The sequence below is a fragment of the Ruegeria sp. K7 genome, assembly GCF_056531785.1.
In genome coordinates, this window is sequence record NZ_JBQFMJ010000001.1 from 39856 (window position 1) to 58089 (window position 18234).

17 protein-coding genes are annotated in these 18234 nt (G+C 58.0%); 12 read left to right on the forward strand and 5 right to left on the reverse strand.

The features are described 5' to 3' along the window. Positions 1 to 53 precede the first annotated feature (53 nt). Entirely contained in the window at positions 54 to 2027 is a 1974-nt protein-coding gene (locus ACR0FE_RS00195; protein ID WP_480910155.1) for a hypothetical protein, read from the reverse strand. A gap of 163 nt (positions 2028 to 2190) precedes the next feature. Here ACR0FE_RS00195 and ACR0FE_RS00200 point away from each other — a divergent pair, with 163 nt between their 5' ends. Continuing rightward, positions 2191 to 2886: an SIMPL domain-containing protein gene (locus ACR0FE_RS00200; RefSeq protein ID WP_480910157.1), complete on the forward strand. Its 696-nt coding sequence runs from the start codon at positions 2191 to 2193 to the stop codon at positions 2884 to 2886. A 2-nt stretch (positions 2887 to 2888) separates the two neighbouring features. Here the strand turns inward: ACR0FE_RS00200 and ACR0FE_RS00205 are convergent, their stop codons facing one another. The 3 genes from ACR0FE_RS00205 to ACR0FE_RS00215 form a co-directional block, all read right to left on the reverse strand. Beyond that, positions 2889 to 3602 (reverse strand): GNAT family N-acetyltransferase, encoded by a 714-nt coding sequence (locus ACR0FE_RS00205; RefSeq protein WP_170806173.1) that lies wholly within the window; start codon positions 3600 to 3602, stop codon positions 2889 to 2891. A 3-nt stretch (positions 3603 to 3605) separates the two neighbouring features. Next, on the reverse strand, positions 3606 to 4898 hold the full coding sequence (locus tag ACR0FE_RS00210; RefSeq protein WP_170616150.1) for an O-acetylhomoserine aminocarboxypropyltransferase/cysteine synthase family protein: 1293 nt from the start codon (positions 4896 to 4898) through the stop codon (positions 3606 to 3608). 72 nt (positions 4899 to 4970) lie between these two features. After that, positions 4971 to 5966, reverse strand: coding sequence for a hypothetical protein (locus ACR0FE_RS00215; protein ID WP_480911364.1), 996 nt, complete (start codon positions 5964 to 5966; stop codon positions 4971 to 4973). 474 nt (positions 5967 to 6440) lie between these two features. On the opposite strand from ACR0FE_RS00215, the gene ACR0FE_RS00220 reads away from it, so the two are divergent. Genes ACR0FE_RS00220 through preA form a run of 3 tightly spaced genes read left to right on the forward strand, consistent with a single transcriptional unit; the run spans position 6441 to position 9979 of the window. Next, a complete protein-coding gene (locus tag ACR0FE_RS00220) occupies positions 6441 to 7775 on the forward strand; it encodes an NAD(P)-dependent oxidoreductase (RefSeq protein WP_480910159.1) in 1335 nt (444 codons plus the stop codon). Positions 7776 to 7820: 45 nt separating this feature from the next. Beyond that, positions 7821 to 8657 (forward strand): methyltransferase domain-containing protein, encoded by an 837-nt coding sequence (locus ACR0FE_RS00225; RefSeq protein ID WP_170616154.1) that lies wholly within the window; start codon positions 7821 to 7823, stop codon positions 8655 to 8657. Between the two features lie 17 nt (positions 8658 to 8674). Further along, a complete protein-coding gene (preA, locus tag ACR0FE_RS00230) occupies positions 8675 to 9979 on the forward strand; it encodes an NAD-dependent dihydropyrimidine dehydrogenase subunit PreA (protein ID WP_170616156.1) in 1305 nt (434 codons plus the stop codon). A gap of 240 nt (positions 9980 to 10219) precedes the next feature. On the opposite strand, the gene ACR0FE_RS00235 is transcribed toward preA, so the two are convergent. Further along, complete coding sequence (locus ACR0FE_RS00235) at positions 10220 to 10828, reverse strand: TetR family transcriptional regulator C-terminal domain-containing protein (protein ID WP_170616158.1); 609 nt, start codon at positions 10826 to 10828, stop codon at positions 10220 to 10222. A 170-nt stretch (positions 10829 to 10998) separates the two neighbouring features. On the opposite strand from ACR0FE_RS00235, the gene ACR0FE_RS00240 reads away from it, so the two are divergent. The 8 genes from ACR0FE_RS00240 (at position 10999) to ACR0FE_RS00275 (ending at position 18204) form a co-directional block, all read left to right on the forward strand. Next, on the forward strand, positions 10999 to 12249 hold the full coding sequence (locus tag ACR0FE_RS00240) for a Zn-dependent hydrolase (RefSeq protein ID WP_480910162.1): 1251 nt from the start codon (positions 10999 to 11001) through the stop codon (positions 12247 to 12249). 92 nt (positions 12250 to 12341) lie between these two features. Continuing rightward, positions 12342 to 13796, forward strand: a complete 1455-nt coding sequence (hydA, locus tag ACR0FE_RS00245) for a dihydropyrimidinase (protein ID WP_170616162.1) — start codon at positions 12342 to 12344, stop codon at positions 13794 to 13796. A 22-nt stretch (positions 13797 to 13818) separates the two neighbouring features. After that, positions 13819 to 14157, forward strand: a complete 339-nt coding sequence (locus tag ACR0FE_RS00250) for a hypothetical protein (RefSeq protein WP_170616164.1) — start codon at positions 13819 to 13821, stop codon at positions 14155 to 14157. A 10-nt stretch (positions 14158 to 14167) separates the two neighbouring features. Next, positions 14168 to 14959, forward strand: a complete 792-nt coding sequence (locus ACR0FE_RS00255; RefSeq protein WP_480910165.1) for an ABC transporter ATP-binding protein — start codon at positions 14168 to 14170, stop codon at positions 14957 to 14959. Next, positions 14959 to 15390: a GNAT family N-acetyltransferase gene (locus ACR0FE_RS00260; protein ID WP_170616168.1), complete on the forward strand. Its 432-nt coding sequence runs from the start codon at positions 14959 to 14961 to the stop codon at positions 15388 to 15390. The genes ACR0FE_RS00255 and ACR0FE_RS00260 overlap by 1 nt, the downstream gene beginning before the upstream one ends. Next, positions 15387 to 16304, forward strand: coding sequence for an ABC transporter permease (locus tag ACR0FE_RS00265; RefSeq protein WP_480910167.1), 918 nt, complete (start codon positions 15387 to 15389; stop codon positions 16302 to 16304). Before ACR0FE_RS00260 ends, ACR0FE_RS00265 begins: the two co-directional genes overlap by 4 nt. Next, positions 16301 to 17146, forward strand: coding sequence for an ABC transporter permease (locus ACR0FE_RS00270; protein WP_170616172.1), 846 nt, complete (start codon positions 16301 to 16303; stop codon positions 17144 to 17146). Before ACR0FE_RS00265 ends, ACR0FE_RS00270 begins: the two co-directional genes overlap by 4 nt. Positions 17147 to 17208: 62 nt before the next feature. Further along, positions 17209 to 18204 (forward strand): ABC transporter substrate-binding protein, encoded by a 996-nt coding sequence (locus ACR0FE_RS00275; protein ID WP_170616174.1) that lies wholly within the window; start codon positions 17209 to 17211, stop codon positions 18202 to 18204. The last annotated feature ends 30 nt before the right edge of the window (positions 18205 to 18234 follow it).

The following is an 18234-nucleotide window of genomic DNA, read 5'->3' on the forward strand; positions in this document are numbered from 1 at the left end:
AGCGCGCGCTGGCGTGTCAGCGCGCGTGTTTTTTTCCCATTCGATTTTGGCTGTTAACTGCGGGGCATTTTCAAAGTCACGTTGCGCCCCTTCTTTTGGTACTGCAACTGACTGTCCCCAATCGCGATTACACGGCCACCATCCAGCCGATCCCCGACCTTAAGCTTTTTGTAGCGGCCGCTGGGCAGCCGGATCAGGGCGCGGCGGTTCGCTGGCGAACCGTAGACTCCGATCAGGTTGAGCTTTCGCAGGTTGATGGCATTGTCCAGAGTGGCCTGACGGGCGACAGAAGCCCGGCTCGGAATTTTGGGCGCAACGGATTTTGCCGCAAACGATCCGACATCGTCACTGCTTTGATCGATGGCGGCCGTTGCTCCCAGATTGGCTGACGTGGTGGTTGCCTTCGGCGCGGAAGCCGCTGCCAGATCTGCCGGGCGGGATTTGGGGCGCGGAACCCGAACGACCGCCAACGCGGTCGGGGTTTCATCAATCTGAGGTTGCTCCTGCAGGGATTTTGGCCGCAGTTTCGGCCGCAGCCCGGACAACTCGTCCCGAGTCCGACCACCCAGCTGCTGGCGCTCGAACCCTTCGACCAGATCATCTGGCCTGATTTTCGGCCGCAGCCCAGCCAGCCTGTCATTGCCCTCTTCGACGATGGGTTCCTGTTCGAAGCGAACCGGGACTGCCGGCGGAACCGAAGACGGTCGTCCGAGGAAAACCATGACCCCATCCGGATTCAGTGTACCGTCGGCCGTGGGGGTAACCAAACCCCGCTCATCAAGTACAAACCGTGTGCCCGCGCCGCTGGGTGCAGCGGGCTGTTCGAATGGCTGATCAGTGTCAAACTTTTCAGCCGCAGGCAGCGCCACCGCGTCATGCGAAAGGTTCGATGGATCAAGCGATGACAGATACAGGTCGTCGGATTGCACCGCGGGGGGTGGGATCAGCGCTTCGGGCGCGGTCAGGACGACGCCTGTCTGGGATTGCAGTTCCTGTTGCGCCTGAGGATCGCGGGCCACCTGCTCGACGGGTGTTGGGCTGACGTCCAACGCCTCGAGAATAGCAAGATCCGTCGTGGTCGGCTCGGCTTTTTCCTCAACCACAGGCGGAGAGATGGGGGTTTCAGAGAGCTCTGTGTCCGGTTCTGACGTTTCTTCCACCGGGGGTGGAGGGACAGCGACTTCGGCAATATCGCTTTCCTGTTTCGGTGCTTTTTCAACCAGTACTTGCTCTGGCACACTTGGGGACGCCGTTTCGTCCGGAACGCTCTGCGCCAGAAAGGGTTCCGGGCTGATTTCGTCTTCGGATCCGGTCAGGAACCATAGCCCGATGGCGACTGCAAGAACGCCTGCGACCAATGCCAGAGCTGTGTAGAGTTTGGCTTCACCTGGGTGTGCCGCACCAGTGCCAATCTCAGCGCCTGGCGCGGTCTGCGCCCGGAATGCGATTGGGGCATCGGTCGCCGCGATAGCATGGACCGGAGTGTTCGATTCCGCTTCTTCTTCCGGCTCTTGCGCCGTATCGGCCGGTTCGGGTGCACCGGGCAGTTCTGTGGTTTCCCGAGGTAAGAATATGGGCTCGGTCGGAAAAGGGTTTGGGCCGGTTTCTGCACTGAATACGACAGGAATGAACCCGTGTTGGGTCGCGAACTCCCGGGCCTCGTCCAAAGTTTGCGTTGCCACTGCCGCGACGTGAGTTTGCTGTCCGTCCGTCGCTGTATCATAAGCCAGTTCGTCCAGTGTATACGGGATGGCCCCGGTCAGTGCATCGCGTACTTTCTGCCCAGTATCGTCTGCGTCCGGTCCTTCGGCTTCGACTGTCAAAAACCGGATTTGGTCTTCCGGAATCACGACCTTGCAGCTTAGGTCGTTTTCCAGCGCAAAACCCGCGTCGCGCAACGCCTGCATGCGATCCGGGAAATCCGGCGCATCCAGCGGAACCGTGCCAATGCAGAACCAGTCGTCATCCGAATGGTGATGCAGGGAAATTCCGTCGGCAGAAAATGATAACGCAAAAGCGGGTTTCATAACTCCGAAGAACCATAATTGTCATCGTCAATGCAAACGACATTGCGTTCGCAGCACGACAGTAAAGCAGGATATCGCCGAGGGAAAGAAAAAGCCAAGTCACCTCTTGTACGAGAGCGCCCGGTCACCCCATCTTAAGACAGCAAGAATTGGAGGGATCACCTTGAAGACATTTGCTTTTCTGGCCGCCATGCTGGCAATGACGGCGGCAAGCGCGGCCCATGCGGAAGAACGTCGCATCACCGTCAGCGCGGCAGGGACCGTTCAGGCCACACCCGACATGGCGACCATTACATTGGGTGTCACAAACCAGGATACGCAGGCTTCGGTGGCGATGCAGGCAACATCCGACGCGGTTTCCAGAATTTTGTCGCGACTGGACGAAAAAGGGATCGAGGCACGCGACGTGCAAACCCGCGATCTGTCCCTTTCGCCGGTTTGGTCCAACCGAAACAATGTGCCGGGGCAGAACCCGGAAATCACAGGTTTTGCTGCGTCGAACCGGGTTTTTGTTCGGGTGCGTGACCTGACCAAGCTGGGTGAGATCATGGATGCGGTCATTCAGGACGGTGCCAATGACTTTGGCGGCCTGAGTTTCGATGTTCAGGACCCCAAGCCGCTTGAAGCAAAAGCCCGAGCGCAAGCTGTCGCCGAGGCAACCGCCAAGGCCGAGCAACTGGCCCAGGCCGCGGGCGTGACACTTGGCCCGGTTCAGTCAATTGACGAACAGGGCGGGGGTGTGCAGCCCATGCCACATATGCGCCAGATGAGCATGGCCGAAGCAGGCAATGTTCCGGTTGCCGGCGGTGAGGTTTCAATCTCGGTCAATGTCTTGATGGAATTCGAAATTTTCGAATAAAGTCAGACCTCTGCGCGGGCTTGCAGCGGTTGTCGTTGCTTGCCCGCAGCGTCGAAATTCTCGGGCAGCAACCAGGCTTCAAAGGCTTTTCGGATGCGTGGCCATTCGCTGTCGATTATCGAATACCATGCCGTGTCACGATTACGTCCCTTATAGTGGGTCGCCTGCCGGAACACGCCTTCAAAAGTGAATCCAAGGCGTTCGGCCGCGCGTCGAGACGGTGCATTCAACGCATCGCATTTCCATTCGTAGCGGCGATAGCCAAGCTCATCGAAAACGCGGCGCATCATCAGGTACATCACCTCGGTCGATTGCGGCCTGCGCTGCAAAAGGGGCGAGAAGTGGATGTGACCGACCTCAATCGATCCGGCAGCGGGCGTGATTCTCAGGTACGAGGCCATGCCGACCGGGACGTCATTGGCATCCAGAACCGAGTGAAACATCGGATCAGCATCGGAACAATTGTTCTGGGCCCATTCGACAAAGGCGGCTTCGGACTCAAAGGGTCCGTAGGGCAGGTAGGTCCAGTTGTGGCCGTCCGCGTCGTTTGCAAACGCCCGGTACAAACCGGGCGCGTGCCTGTTGATATCCAGCGGTACAACGGAACAGAACCCTCCTTGCATCGGCGTGTAAGGCGGTGTCGGACGCGGGAAGTCACCCGAAACGGGCCAGCCAATCGGCTGGCCAAGGTCGTTCGTTTCGCTGCCGGTTGCCATGGATCAGGCGCTTGCCTTGCTGAGCGCCTGGTCAAGATCGGCAATCAGGTCGTCGGCATCCTCGATCCCGATCGACAGACGTACCACGTTCGGGCTGGCACCGGCGGCTTCCTGTTGTTCGGGCGTCAGCTGCCGGTGTGTGGTCGAGGCCGAATGAATGATAAGCGAGCGTGCGTCACCCAGATTGGCCACATGGCTGAATATCTCCAGCGCATTGACCAGTTTGATGCACGCGTCATAGCCGCCCTTGACCGCGAAGGTGAACAGGGCACCGGCCCCGCGCGGATAGCACTTCTGGACCCGATCATAATAGGGCGACGACGGCAGGCCAGCATAGGTGACATATTCCACGCGATCATCTGCTTCGAGCCACGCGGCGATTTTCTGGGCGTTCTCTACGTGGCGCTCCATTCTCAGGCTCAGGGTTTCGATCCCCATCAGCGTGTAATGCGCAGCCTGCGGGTTCATCGTCATGCCCAGATCACGCAGCCCGATGGCAATTCCGTGGAAAGTATAGGCCAGCGGGCCAAAGGTCTCGTGAAATTTCAACCCGTGATAAGCGGATTCCGGTTCGCTGAGCGACGGGAACTTGTCATTTGCGGACCAGTCGAACTTGCCTGAATCCACGATGCAACCGCCAGTGACAGTGCCGTTGCCCGTCAGGTACTTCGTGGTCGAATGAACCACCAGCGTCGCACCTTGTTCAATCGGGCGGCACAGGTAGGGCGTGGCCGACGTGTTGTCGACAATCAGCGGAATGCCAGCGGCGTCCGCCACATCCGCAAGCGCGCGGATATCGGTGACATAGCCGCCCGGATTGGCGATGGATTCGCAGAACACCGCCCGTGTGTTTTCGTCGATGGCATCCTTGACGGCGTCCAGATCGTCGGTGTCGACGAACTTGGCGGACCAGCCGAAGCGTTTGATGGTCTGGCTGAACTGCGTGACGGTGCCGCCATAAAGGCGGGTTGATGCAACCACATTGCAACCCGGCCCCATCAGCGGAAACAGCGCCATGATCTGCGCGGCGTGACCCGAGGAACAACAAACCGCACCCACACCGCCTTCAAGGGTCGCGACACGCTCTTGCAAAACAGCCACGGTAGGGTTGGTCAGGCGGGAATAGATGTAGCCGACCTCTTGCAGGTTAAACAGCGCGGCGGCGTGGTCCGCGTCGCGAAATACATAAGCGGTTGTCTGGTAGATCGGCGTCTGGCGCGCTCCGGTCGCCGGGTCGGGCCGGGCACCGGCATGAATTTGCAGCGTGTCGAAACCATAAGTGGGTCCATCAGACATCTGGAACATCTCCTGTTGGTATTTGTGTTGCAGAACCTCTAGGGCATTGGCCGCGTGCGCACAACGATCCAGTCAGCGCATCCACAGTCCTTTGCTCTTGATCTGGTTGCGGATGACCTGCTCGCGCTGGGGCAGGTTCTCGCGGTCGAACATATTGCGGATCTTCTCGCCCTTGCGTTGGATCACCAGCTTTTTCAGCGGGTCGTAGTTCTTCAGAACCTTCTTGATCCGGTTCGGCGCGGTCACTGTTTCCAGAACCTCGATGACATGATCCGGCTCGCGCGCGTAAAGCAGAGGGAACAGCCGGTAGTGGCAACTTACGGTGCCATCCAGCAATCCATCCGGCAGGGCGTCGCGCCCGCCGCCAAGCGCGTGGATCACCAGCGGCAACGCGGCCTGATCCAGCCAGGGGTCAAGGTTCTGGCCAACAAGCTCTGGGATATCCTCGTCGCGGATGGCAAGCGCGTATTCCAGAAACCGTTTTCCGAAAGCGTGTGGGCAGGAATAGAAAAAATACCCTGCATTGAAGTACAGATAGCGCCGCCAGTGATCCAGCGGTTGGTCTGTGTCGATCGAGCTTTCGAAGTCCAGCCCGAACCGTTGATAGAGCGCGCGCCAGATGCCGTCGAAACCGGGGCCATACAGCGTGGGTTTTGGCCATGTTCCTTCGACCTTCAATGAAGCGCCGGGGCGGTCGAAATCGAACGGAACTGTGTTCAGATCGCCCGTGATTAGGGTGTCGCTGTCAAAGAACACAAATGGCTCACCCTCTGGCATGGCCAGCAATGCTTCGATCTTGTTGCCATAAGGATAGCTTTCGCCGAAGGCATGGTTGTCAAAGGGCAGAATCTCGGCGTCCAGTTGTTTCAGGACTTTGAGAACATCCTCGTTCTGAATGCTGGGGTTTTGTTGCCAGCGCGGGCCGGGTTGGGGAACCGCAACAAACAGACGGCCTGTGAATCCCGGTGAACAATGTCGAAGCGAGGCGGCAAACAGCACAGCCTCGTATTGCAGGCGGTTGTTCTGTCCGATGATGACAATATTGAACTTGGGGGCCTTGGCCTGCATCGATAAACTCACGGATTTTCGCCGTTCTCCGGCGCTGCTCTGGTTCTGGTGACGCACTGTAAGCGGCAGACGACGCCAAAACCAGATGCGAGATTGGAAAACCGCTGCGGCGCGCCCAATTCTGAACGCGACGCAGGAATTCAAACAGGCCTGGACATGTTTGTCATCAATGGCGGCTGGTAGGAAGCCGTCGAGTCATTTGGCGCCTGGGACTGGCTGCGCTGTCCGTCGAATACCCGCTGTCCCACCGCTGCAGGTGATTATTGGACCATGTACGGAGTTTAACTCGAAGATTTTTCTCGAATAGTTAAATTTGACCAAAAGCAATTAAAAACAAAAAACTATACGGTGAAGTTGAGGTCGTTCTCTCAGCTTTTTCGACTTTTTGGTGATTTTATAAATTTTACCAATTGATAAAAAATTAGTTTGTGGCAAGCTGAGGTCACAATAAACATATCTACAGGGAGTAGAGTGATGGCACAGGGCCAGATGGTCCCCGGTATTGTCGCCGGGCGGCTTTCCAGCGATGAGCTGACCTCGAATTTCACGGATCTGCATCCGCCGCTGGCCGCGCATGAGGCGGCTGTGGCGGCGGATCGGTGCTATTTCTGCTATGACGCGCCATGCGTTACCGCTTGTCCCACGGACATCGATATTCCGTTGTTCATGCGCCAGATTCAGGCCGGTCAGCCGGAAGCGGCAGGCCAGACCATTCTGGAAAAGAACATTCTGGGTGGCATGTGCGCCCGGGTCTGTCCGACCGAAACATTGTGCGAGGAGGCCTGCGTACGCGAAACCGCAGAAGGGTCGCCGGTTGAGATTGGTCGACTGCAACGTTATGCCACGGACAGCGTCATGGCGACCGGGGTGCATCCTTTCGAAAGGGCGCCATCGACCGGCAAGACAATCGCTGTGGTTGGCGCGGGCCCTGCGGGACTGGCTTGTGCCCATCGTTTGGCCATGCATGGCCACGATGTGGTGATCCACGACGCCAGGCCCAAGCCGGGCGGGCTGAACGAATATGGTATCGCGGCCTACAAATCGACCAACAATTTTGCTCAGGCCGAGGTGGACTGGCTGCTGAAAATCGGCGGTATCGTGATCGAGACCGGTTCCGCACTGGGTGACACCATCTCGCTGGACGGGCTGCGCCAGAATTATGACGCGGTTTTCCTGTCGATCGGTCTGGCCGGGGTGAACGCACTTCGCGCACAAGGGCATGATCTGGACGGGGTGCGCAATGCGGTCGACTTCATCTCGGACGTGCGGCAGGCAGATGACCTTGCGCATCTGCCGGTTGGGCGCAACGTCGTGGTGATCGGCGGCGGCATGACTGCCGTGGATGCGGCAGTGAAATCCCGCCTTCTTGGCGCCGAACATGTGACCATCGCATATCGTCGCGGTCGCGACGCGATGGGAGCCAGCCGGTATGAGCAGGATCTGGCGGCCTCTCATGGTGTTCGAATTCTGTGCAACGTTCAGCCTGTGGCCATTCATGGAAATGGCTCTACCGCCGAGATCGAGCTTGAATATACCGAATCCCGCGAAGGCAAGCTGAGCGGAACCGGCGAAACCATTCGTGTTCCGGCGGATCAAGTCCTCAAGGCAATTGGTCAGACATTGGAAGGGGCACCTGAAGGTTTGGATCTGGACGGCAACAAGATCGTCGTTACGGGCGCGGGCCGCACGTCCATGGAAGGTGTCTGGGCCGGGGGCGACTGTGCAACCGGTGGCGAAGACCTGACCGTGACCGCGGTGGCCGAGGGCAGGGATGCCGCGATGGACATCCATGCAACGCTTGTTTCGTGATATAGTGAGGCATTGATCTTTCAATCGCATTGCTGAGGTGTTGCCATGTCCCGGATCGAAGAAGCCGTTGCCCGCCACTATACGACAGGTGAACTGACAGAACGCGTTCGCGATGCGCTACGGCAGAGCGGTATCGACCCGGACGCGGCCACGGTTGCCGACCTGAAAGCGGGCGACGAATTCCACACAGGCGGAGTTGCCGCGACGGATCATCTGTTTGCGCAACTTTCGCCGACCCACGCAACGCGGGTGCTGGATATCGGTTGCGGTATCGGTGGAACGTCGCGCTACATTGCGGACCGCTACACCTCGACCGTTACGGGCATCGATCTGACCCCTGAGTTCGTCGAGACGGCAACCGCCCTCAGTGCGATTGTCGGTCTTGAAAGCAAGGTGCGCTTTCTGACCGGAAGCGCTTTGGACATGCCGGTGCCGAACGCCAGCTTTGACCTTGCCGTCATGCTGCATGTCGGCATGAACATTCAGGACAAACAACGCCTGTTCGCCGAAGTGGCCAGGGTGCTGGCAAAAGGCGGCACCTTTGCGCTGTTTGACGTGATGGGCGGTGCGGTGGATGAACCGATGGTCTTCCCATTGCCCTGGTCGACGACGCCCGACACCTCGTTCGTGGACACGCCTGGTGCGTACAGGGACGCGGCCTCGGCTGTTGGATTTGAACTGATCACGGAAAACGACCGCTCGGAATTCGCGAAAGCGTTCTTTGAAGAGGTCTTTGCCCGCACGGCCGAAAGCGGCCCCGCACCGCTGGGGATCCATCTGATGATGGGTGATACTGCCCCTGAGAAGTTCAAAAACTATGTCGCAAACCTTGACGCCGGGCGCATCCGCCCGACCGAGATGATTTTCAAGAAAACCGGTTAACCCGGTAAGGAGAACCCATGGCCAATCTGACAACTGACTTTCTGGGAATTTCCAGCCCCAACCCTTACTGGCTGGCATCCGCGCCGCCGACGGACAAGGAATATAACGTACGACGCGCATTCGAGGCTGGATGGGGTGGTGTCGTGTGGAAAACGCTTGGTGCCGAAGGGCCGCCGGTCGTGAATGTGAATGGTCCGCGCTACGGGGCCATCTACGGCGCAGATCGTCGCCTGCTGGGCCTGAACAATATCGAACTGATCACCGACCGCCCGCTTGAAGTAAACCTCGAGGAGATGGCGCGGGTCAAAGCAGACTATCCTGACCGGGCGCTGATCGCCTCGATCATGGTACCGTGCGAGGAAGAGGCATGGAAAGCCATCCTGCCGCGCGTCGCAGAAACCGGAGCGGACGGGATCGAGCTGAACTTCGGTTGTCCACACGGGATGAGCGAGCGTGGAATGGGGTCGGCCGTCGGGCAGGTTCCGGAATATATCGAGATGGTTACCCGGTGGTGCAAAAAATACTATGACCGCCCGGTCATCGTGAAGCTGACACCGAATATCACCGATGTCCGCAAACCCGCTGCTGCGGCCAAGAACGGTGGTGCGGATGCCGTATCGCTGATCAACACGATCAACTCGATCACCAGCGTCAATCTGGACACGTTCAGCCCCGAACCCTCGATTGACGGTAAGGGCAGCCACGGTGGTTATTGCGGGCCGGCGGTCAAGCCGATTGCCTTGTCGATGGTGTCCGAGATTGCGCGCGCAGAGGCAACCCATGGGCTGCCGATTTCAGGCATCGGTGGCGTGACCACCTGGCGCGATGCTGCGGAATTCATGGCGCTGGGGTGCGGCACTGTTCAGGTCTGCACGGCGGCGATGACCTATGGGTTCAAGATCATCGATGAACTGACGGCCGGTCTGTCCAAATGGATGGATGAAAAGGGCTATTCCGACGTGTCTGAAATCGTTGGTCTGGCGGTGCCGAATGTCACGGACTGGCAATACCTGAACCTGAACTACGTGGCCAAAGCCAAGATCGATCAGGACCAGTGCATCAAGTGCGGCAGATGCTATGCCGCCTGCGAGGACACCAGCCATCAGGCGATTTCGATGTCCGCCGATCGCGTTTTTGAAGTGATGGATGATGAATGCGTGGCCTGTAACCTGTGCGTCGATGTCTGTCCGGTCGAGGGATGTATCTCGATGGAGCCGATGGCAGCAGGGGAGATCGACCCACGCACACAAAAGGTCGTTGAGCCCGGTTATGCGAACTGGACCACGCATCCGAACAACCCAATGGCGAAAGCGGCTGAATAATCCAGTATCTTTTGGACGAAAACCTGATCCGAGAAAACGCATCGAGTTTCTTCGGATCAGAAAATCGATCGGCCCTTTGTGACAGCTGAAGGTTCATTGGTTGGCGGTGCGGATAAGATGATATCCGCGCTGCTTTGTTTCATTTAGAAACCACACGCGGCCAGCTTTGCGTTTAATCCAGGGTTCCGGGTTGGGTCTGGTGCAAGAAGAAGACTCTTCCTTAAGTTTGTTAACTGCTTCTCAAGGGGTTAACAGTTTGCGGTACAAGGTTTCCATGAAGGGCGCTGCGCCTTCGAACGGGTCCTCCTCACCAAGAATTGCCCGGACCTGCACTTCAAAATCGGCGTAGTGCTGGGTCAGGGACCAGATGGAAAAAATCAGATGATAGGGATGAAGACGGGCGATTTTGCCCTGATCCATCCAGGTGGTCAGAACGGCAGTTTTTTGGTCGACCAGAGACTTCAGGTCATTAGACAGATTATCCCGGATACGAGGCGCGCCCTGAACCAGTTCATTGGCAAACAGGCGGCTTTCACGGGGTAATTCCTGGCTCATCTGGAGCTTGCGGTTGATGTAAGACAGGATCTCTTCCAGCGGATCGCCGTTTTCGTCCAGATCGTGAAGCGGGGCCAGCCACACGTCCAGAAGCCCGGACAGAAGGGCGGTGTGAATCGCCTCCTTCGAAGGGAAGTAATACAGAAGGTTCGGTTTGCTCAATCCGGCTTCGGCTGCGATTTGGTCCACCGTCGCACCGCGGAAACCATGGGCTGAAAAAACGTTCAGCGCCGCCTCGAGAATCGCTGCGCGGTTCTTTTTCTGAATTCGGGTAGGCGCACGGTCTTTTGGCATTGATCCCAGTTACCCCAATTTTTGTCCGACGGGTGTTGATTATGCTTAAATTTCCGTCGACGCGATGCAATTTCTTGACTGATGTCGAACCCGTGATAGCGTGAGTTTGACCAGATGGTCAAATCAAGACACCAAAAGCGAGCCAAATCGCAAGCAACAGGGGAAAACAGATGGCAGCTCCGGCGCAGAATCTCAGAATTAATGGAGACAGGCTGTGGGATAGTCTGATGGAGATGGCAAAGATCGGCCCCGGCGTTGCGGGCGGCAATAACCGCCAGACATTGACGGACGAAGATGCCGAAGGGCGCGCGCTGTTCCAGAAATGGTGTGAGGAAGCCGGTTGCACCATGGGACTGGATCAGTTGGGCAATATGTTCGCCCATCGCGAAGGCTCTGACCCTGATGCTCTGCCAGTCTATGTTGGGTCGCACCTGGACACGCAGCCGACCGGCGGGAAATACGACGGTGTGCTGGGTGTGCTGGGCGGGTTGGAGATCATCCGGACACTCAATGACCTGGGGATCAAGACGAAGCACCCGATCGTTGCGACCAACTGGACCAACGAGGAAGGCACCAGATATGCGCCGGCCATGTTGTCCTCGGGCGTGTTTGCGGGAATGCACACGCAGGACTGGGCCTATGACCGGGAAGACGCGGAAGGAAAGAAGTTTGGCGATGAGCTGAATCGCATTGGCTGGCGAGGAGACGAGGAAGTCGGTGCGCGAAAAATGCACGCCTTTTTTGAACTGCATATCGAACAGGGCCCCATCCTGGAGGCCGAGGAAAAGGACATCGGCGTTGTCACGCATGGCCAGGGCCTGAGCTGGACCCAGATCACGGTTACCGGCAAAGACGCCCATACTGGGTCGACCCCGATGCCGATGCGCAAGAATGCGGGTCTGGCCATGGCGCGCATCCTTGAGAAAGTGGACGAAATTGCGTGGTCCCACGCGCCCCACGCGGTTGGGGCGGCAGGGCATATCGACGTCTACCCCAATTCCCGAAATGTGATCCCGGGCAAGGTGGTGTTCACGGTAGACTTCCGCTCGCCCGAATTGGACGTGATCACCGACATGGAAAACCGGCTGCGTGTTGCTGCCGAGGACATCGTGGATGAAATGGGGCTTCAGATTGAATTTGAGAAAGTCGGCGGTTTTGACCCGGTGAAGTTCGATGAGACCTGCGTTGCAGCGGTTCGAAGCGCGGCTGATCGTTTGGGGTATTCCCATACAGATATCATTTCCGGCGCCGGGCACGACGCCTGCTGGATCAATCGCGTTGCCCCGACGGCGATGGTGATGTGTCCGTGTGTGGATGGCCTGAGCCACAACGAGGCCGAAGAGATCAGCAAGGAATGGGCTGCTGCCGGGGCGGATGTTCTGTTTCACGCGGTCGTCGAAACTGCGGAGATTGTGAAGTAGGGGGCTCTGCCCCCGTCGCCCGCTGGGCGACTCCCCCGGGATACTTTTGGCCAGATGAAGCAAGCGGCGCAGACCGCAACAGGGAGTTTGACATGAGCACTGTTATCAGGAACGGAACAATCGTCACCGCCGATTTAACGTACAAGGCAGACGTAAAGATCGAGGCCGGCGTAATCACGGAAATTGGTCCAGATTTGAAAGGCGACAAGGAACTGGACGCAACCGGGTGCTATGTCATGCCCGGTGGGATTGACCCGCATACGCATCTGGAAATGCCGTTTATGGGAACCTATTCCAGTGACGACTTCGAAAGCGGCACGCGGGCGGCGCTGGCCGGCGGGACCACCATGGTCGTCGATTTCGCATTGCCGAATCCGGGGGAAAGCCTGCTGGATGCCCTGAAACGCTGGGACAATAAATCGACGCGTGCAAACTGCGACTATTCCTTCCACATGGCAGTAACATGGTGGGGCGAGCAGGTCTTTGACGACATCAAGACCGTGATCGAGACGCGGGGTATCAACACGTTCAAGCACTTCATGGCCTACAAGGGCGCGCTGATGGTGAATGATGACGAGTTGTTTGCGTCCTTCAGGCGTCTGGCCGAACTGGGCGGGACTGCGTTGGTGCATGCCGAAAACGGTGATGTAGTCGCGGAACTCAGCGCCAAACTGCTGGCTGAAGGAAATACCGGCCCCGAGGCGCACGCCTATTCCCGACCGCCTCAGGTCGAAGGCGAGGCGACCAACCGTGCCATCATGATCGCCGACATGGCGGGCGTGCCGCTCTATGTCGTGCACACCTCGTGTGAAGAGGCGCATGAGGCCATCCGCCGGGCCAGAATGCAGGGCAAGCGCGTCTGGGGCGAGCCGCTGATTCAGCATCTGACGCTGGATGAAAGCGAGTATTTCAACCAGGACTGGGATCATGCGGCGCGCAGAGTGATGAGCCCGCCGTTCCGCAACAAGCAGCATCAGGACAGTCTGTGGGCAGGCCTGCAATCAGGATCGCTAAGCGTGGTGGCAACTGACCATTGCGCCTTTACGACCGAGCAGAAGCGGTTCGGTGTCGGCGATTTCACCAAGATCCCTAATGGGACCGGCGGGTTGGAAGACCGGATGCCAATGCTTTGGACCCATGGTGTCGAAACAGGGCGGCTGACGCCGAACGAGTTTGTGGCGGTTACATCGACAAACATCGCCAAGATATTGAATTGCTATCCGAAAAAGGGCGCAGTTTTGGTGGGGGCGGATGCCGATCTGGTCGTCTGGGACCCCCAAAAGACCAAAACCATCAGCGCGGGCACGCAACAATCCTCGATCGACTACAACGTCTTTGAGGGCAAGAAGGTCAAGGGTCTGCCACGTTTCACGCTCAGCCGTGGGCAAGTCGCGGTGCATGATGGCGAGATCAAAACGCAGGAAGGGCACGGTCAGTTTGTTGCGCGTGAGGCCAATACCCATGTGAACAAGGCGCTGAGCACCTGGAAAGACCTGACTGCCCCACGACCGGTGGAACGCACGGGTATTCCGGCGACAGGTGTGTGATTTGCGCGGACTACTTTGTTCCATGGCTTCGTTGCTATGTAGCGGAACTGTCGCGTATGCGCAGTCAGGTTTTCCGGTATATGGCAACAACTCGGGATGCGACGTTCACTTTGAACGCAGCACCGCCGAGGCAACAGACATGGCCTTGTTGAAAGAAGGGCGGTTGCTGTTTTACGAAACCGCCTGCGATGTCTTGGTTGTTGGAAATCAAGATGGACAGATATCGACACTGACGGCGAAATGTATCGGTTATGAAGAAACCTATGACTTTACATGGGATTTCTACAGCGATGGGCACGAGGGGTTTGTCCTTGCAAACCCTGACCAGACCTACGCGACGGTTTTGAGCGTTTGTCGGTGAAAGGACAAATATGACAAGTAATGAACAGCCCGTCATTCAGGCAAAACAGCTGGACCTCACCTTCCAGACCAATGACGGGCCGATCCACGCATTGAAAGATGTAAACCTGTCGATCGACAAGGGCGATTTTGTCAGTTTCATCGGCCCCTCGGGCTGTGGCAAGACCACCTTCCTGCGCTGTATCGCGGCACTTGAAACCCCGACCGGGGGAACCCTGACAGTAAACGGCATGACCCCGGATGAAGCGCGGCGGAACCGGGCCTATGGCTATGTGTTTCAGGCGGCGGGGCTGTATCCCTGGCGGACCATCGCCAAGAACATCAAGCTGCCGCTTGAGATCATGGGGTACTCGGCGGCCGAGCAGGATGAGCGTGTGAAGAACGTTCTGGAACTTGTTGATCTTGAAGGGTTTGGTGGCAAGTTTCCTTGGCAGCTATCCGGTGGGATGCAGCAACGTGCCAGTATTGCCAGGGCGCTGGCTTTTGATGCCGATATCCTGCTGATGGACGAACCTTTCGGCGCTTTGGACGAAATCGTGCGCGACCACCTGAATGAACAGCTTCTTGCGCTGTGGGCGCGGACGGAAAAGACAATCGGGTTTGTGACCCACTCGATCCCCGAGGCGGTGTATCTGAGCACCAAGATCGTAGTGATGAGCCCGCGTCCGGGACGGATCACGGATGTGATCGACAGCCCGCTGCCCAAGGAACGGCCTTTGGACATCCGGGATTCTTCGGAATTCATTGAGGTGGCCCACCGCGTGCGCGAGGGGCTGCGTGCCGGTCACGGGGATGACGTCTGATGCCGGGTGAATCTATCAGACGGGCAGAGCGGGACGATGTCCCGGCCTGCGCACAAGTTATCTCGACTTGGATGAAGGCAACATGCTGGATGCCCGAAGAACTGCCCGTGGAAAAGCTTGCCGGATTGATCAATGAGGCCTTTCCGCAACGCGAAATCTGGGTCGTGGGCGACCCGGTAGACTGCTACATGTCCGTTGATCCCGTGGCGTGCAAGGTCGGCGCATTATACTGCCTGCGAACCGGCAAGGGGATTGGTAAGCGGTTGTTGGACAAGGCCAAGGAAAATCGCGATTTTCTGTGGCTGACAACACATGAGCCGAACAAGGCAGCGCAAAGGTTCTATCGCCGGGAAGGGTTTGTCGAGGCCGGAACGGAGCCGCCCGTGCCGCCCGAAACCCTGCCAGTGATCCGGATGGAGTGGCGTGCATGAAGCAGATTGTTGCCGTGTTGACAGTCGTGGCTGCTATCGTTGCCATTTGGTACGCCGCCTGTGTTCCGATGAACATCAAGGGTGTGCTGTCCGAGCTTGAGCGCGGCGGGGCTGAGGTTCAGCCGCCGACCGCCAGCGCGCGCCGCGACATGGGAGAGGCCAGGCTGGTTTTGAGCAACAGCTTTGCGATCCCCGCCACGTGGGAGCAGAAAAAACCGCGCCTGCCATCCCCGCACCAGGTCGCGATCGAGCTGTGGGAGACCACGATAGGCAAGAATATCACCTCCAAGCGGTCGCTGGTGTATCATGGTTGGGTAACCTTAAGCGCCACGATGCTGGGTTTTGTCATTGGTACCGGGCTTGGCATTTTGCTGGCCGTTGGGATTGTCCATAGTCGGGTCATGGACCTGTCTGTTATGCCCTGGGCAATTGTCAGCCAGACGATCCCGATCATTGCTTTGGCGCCGATGATCATCGTCGTTCTGTATTCGGTGGGTGTTCAGGGGATTATTCCCAAGGCGATCATCTCGGCCTACCTGAGCTTTTTCCCGGTTGTTGTCGGCATGGTCAAAGGCTTGCGCAGCCCGGATGCCATGCAACTTGACCTGCTGCGGACCTACAATGCCAACACGTCGCAGGGGTTCTGGAAACTGCGCCTGCCCGCATCGATGCCGTACCTGTTCGCTTCGCTCAAAATCGGCATCGCAGCGTCGCTGGTCGGCGCAATTGTCGGAGAACTGCCGACAGGTGCGGTTGCCGGTCTGGGCGCGCGGCTGCTGGCAGGCAGCTACTACGGTCAGACGGTTCAGATCTGGTCAGCCCTGTTCGCGGCGGCCATTCTGGCGGCTTGCCTAGTGGGTCTGTTGGGTCTGATTGAACGGGCGGTACTGAAACGCATGGGGATGGCGCAATGATACTGGTTTTTGGTGCAGTCCTGTTGTGGGTGTTCGGCTGGTGGCTGAACAGCCGGCTGGCCAGTGGTCCCTGGGCCGACACGCGCATGGTCAGGTTTCTGGCCCCTCTGGTTTTCGGGCTGACGGTTGTTGGCATCTGGGAAATGCTGGTGCGTGGGCTGGATGTTCCTCTGGTCATTCTGCCCGCACCGTCGGTCATCGCGCTGCGGTTTGCGGACAGTTTGCCGATCCTCTGGGCCGATTTCGTGCAGACGATCATCAAAGGCGCCTTCAGCGGATATGTGATTGGTTGCGGCGCGGCGTTTCTGATGGCGATTGCCGTGGACCGGTGGGATTTCCTGCGCCTGGGTCTGCTGCCGGTTGGTAACTTCGTTGCTGCGCTGCCGATCGTGGGCACCGCACCCATTCTGGTGATGTGGTACGGGTTCGACTGGCATTCCAAGGCCGCCGTCGTGGTTGTGATGGTGTTCTTTCCCATGCTGGTCAACACCGTGGCTGGCCTGCGCGAAGCGACAACCATGCAGCGCGACCTGATGGAGACCTATGCGGCGACCTATTGGCAGAGCTTTGTGAAACTCCGCCTTCCTGCGGCGATGCCATTCATTTTCAACGGACTAAAGATTTCTACCACCTTGGCCCTGATCGGCGCTATCGTGGCCGAGTTCTTTGGTTCGCCCATAGTCGGGATGGGCTTTCGAATTTCGACCAGCGTCGGACAATTGTCGCTGGATATGGTCTGGGCCGAGATTGTTGTGGCCGCGCTGGCCGGAACGGCTTTTTACGGGCTGGTGGCTATGATCGAAAAGGCGGTGACATTCTGGCATCCGTCACAACGAGGATAACGCAGGAAAGAATTCAACAGACCCCGAAAACGGGGCACCAATAGCAACTAGGAGAAATGAAGATGAATAAGCTACTCAGCGGGGCGGTTACAGCCTTCAGCCTGGCAGCCACTACGGCGCTGGCGGCGGACGAGGTAACGCTACAGTTGAAATGGGTCGGTCAGGCGCAGTTCGCGGGCTATTTCGTGGCCGAAGCAAAAGGCTATTATGACGAAGAAGGGCTGGATGTCACGATCAAGCCCGGCGGCCCTGATATCGCGCCGGAACAGGTCATCGCAGGGGGCGGGGCTGACGTCATCACCACATGGATGGCAGCCGGACTTGCGGCGCGTGAGCGGGGCGTACCCTTGGTCAACATCGCGCAGCCCTTCAAGACCGGCGGATTGCAGGTCAACTGTTTGAAGTCCACCGGCGTTGAATCTCCGGAAGATTTCCCGGGGCGGACGATGGGTGTCTGGTTCTTCGGGAACGAATACCCGTTCTATGCATGGATGGCATCTCTGGGAATCGAGACGGATGGTGCGGATGAAAACGGTGTTACGGTTCTGAAGCAGGCGTTTTCGGCAGATCCTCTGATTCAGGGGCAGGCTGATTGCATTTCGACCATGACTTACAACGAGTACCGCCAGATCCTGCAGGCCGGTATCACCCCGGAAGAACTGGTGACCTTCAACTACCTGCAGATGGGCTTTGGTATGCTCGAAGATGGTCTGTACGTCATGGAAGAAAACCTGGATGACCCGGCCTTTGTCGACAAGATGGAGCGCTTTGTTCGGGCTTCGATGAAAGGGTGGAAATACGCTGCCGAGAACCAGGAAGAAGCAGCCGAGATCGTGCTGGAGTTTGACGAAACCGGCGCACAGGAACTGGATCATCAGGTCTATATGATGGGTGAAATCGCAAAGCTGATCGAAGGATCGGATGGCGCGCTTGACCCCAGCGATTATGAGCAGACCGTGAAGACGCTTCTGTCGGCCGTGTCCGCGGAAAACCCTGCCATCACGAAGGAACCGGAAGGGGCATGGACTCATAAGATCACGGATGCAGCATTGAACTGACAACCGGATTACTTGAAACAACGAAACGCG

Coding starts and splice junctions, on each gene's coding strand:
- ACR0FE_RS00235 (WP_170616158.1), bottom strand. CDS start 10,828: ATGCCAAAAGACCGTGCGCCTACCCGAATTCAGAAAAAGAACCGCGCA.
- ACR0FE_RS00195 (WP_480910155.1), bottom strand. CDS start 2,027: ATGAAACCCGCTTTTGCGTTATCATTTTCTGCCGACGGAATTTCCCTG.
- ACR0FE_RS00210 (WP_170616150.1), bottom strand. CDS start 4,898: ATGTCTGATGGACCCACTTATGGTTTCGACACGCTGCAAATTCATGCC.
- ACR0FE_RS00275 (WP_170616174.1), top strand. CDS start 17,209: ATGAATAAGCTACTCAGCGGGGCGGTTACAGCCTTCAGCCTGGCAGCC.
- ACR0FE_RS00220 (WP_480910159.1), top strand. CDS start 6,441: ATGGCACAGGGCCAGATGGTCCCCGGTATTGTCGCCGGGCGGCTTTCC.
- ACR0FE_RS00205 (WP_170806173.1), bottom strand. CDS start 3,602: ATGGCAACCGGCAGCGAAACGAACGACCTTGGCCAGCCGATTGGCTGG.
- hydA (WP_170616162.1), top strand. CDS start 12,342: ATGAGCACTGTTATCAGGAACGGAACAATCGTCACCGCCGATTTAACG.
- ACR0FE_RS00250 (WP_170616164.1), top strand. CDS start 13,819: ATGGCTTCGTTGCTATGTAGCGGAACTGTCGCGTATGCGCAGTCAGGT.
- ACR0FE_RS00225 (WP_170616154.1), top strand. CDS start 7,821: ATGTCCCGGATCGAAGAAGCCGTTGCCCGCCACTATACGACAGGTGAA.
- preA (WP_170616156.1), top strand. CDS start 8,675: ATGGCCAATCTGACAACTGACTTTCTGGGAATTTCCAGCCCCAACCCT.
- ACR0FE_RS00215 (WP_480911364.1), bottom strand. CDS start 5,966: ATGCAGGCCAAGGCCCCCAAGTTCAATATTGTCATCATCGGACAGAAC.
- ACR0FE_RS00270 (WP_170616172.1), top strand. CDS start 16,301: ATGATACTGGTTTTTGGTGCAGTCCTGTTGTGGGTGTTCGGCTGGTGG.
- ACR0FE_RS00240 (WP_480910162.1), top strand. CDS start 10,999: ATGGCAGCTCCGGCGCAGAATCTCAGAATTAATGGAGACAGGCTGTGG.
- ACR0FE_RS00255 (WP_480910165.1), top strand. CDS start 14,168: ATGACAAGTAATGAACAGCCCGTCATTCAGGCAAAACAGCTGGACCTC.
- ACR0FE_RS00260 (WP_170616168.1), top strand. CDS start 14,959: ATGCCGGGTGAATCTATCAGACGGGCAGAGCGGGACGATGTCCCGGCC.
- ACR0FE_RS00265 (WP_480910167.1), top strand. CDS start 15,387: ATGAAGCAGATTGTTGCCGTGTTGACAGTCGTGGCTGCTATCGTTGCC.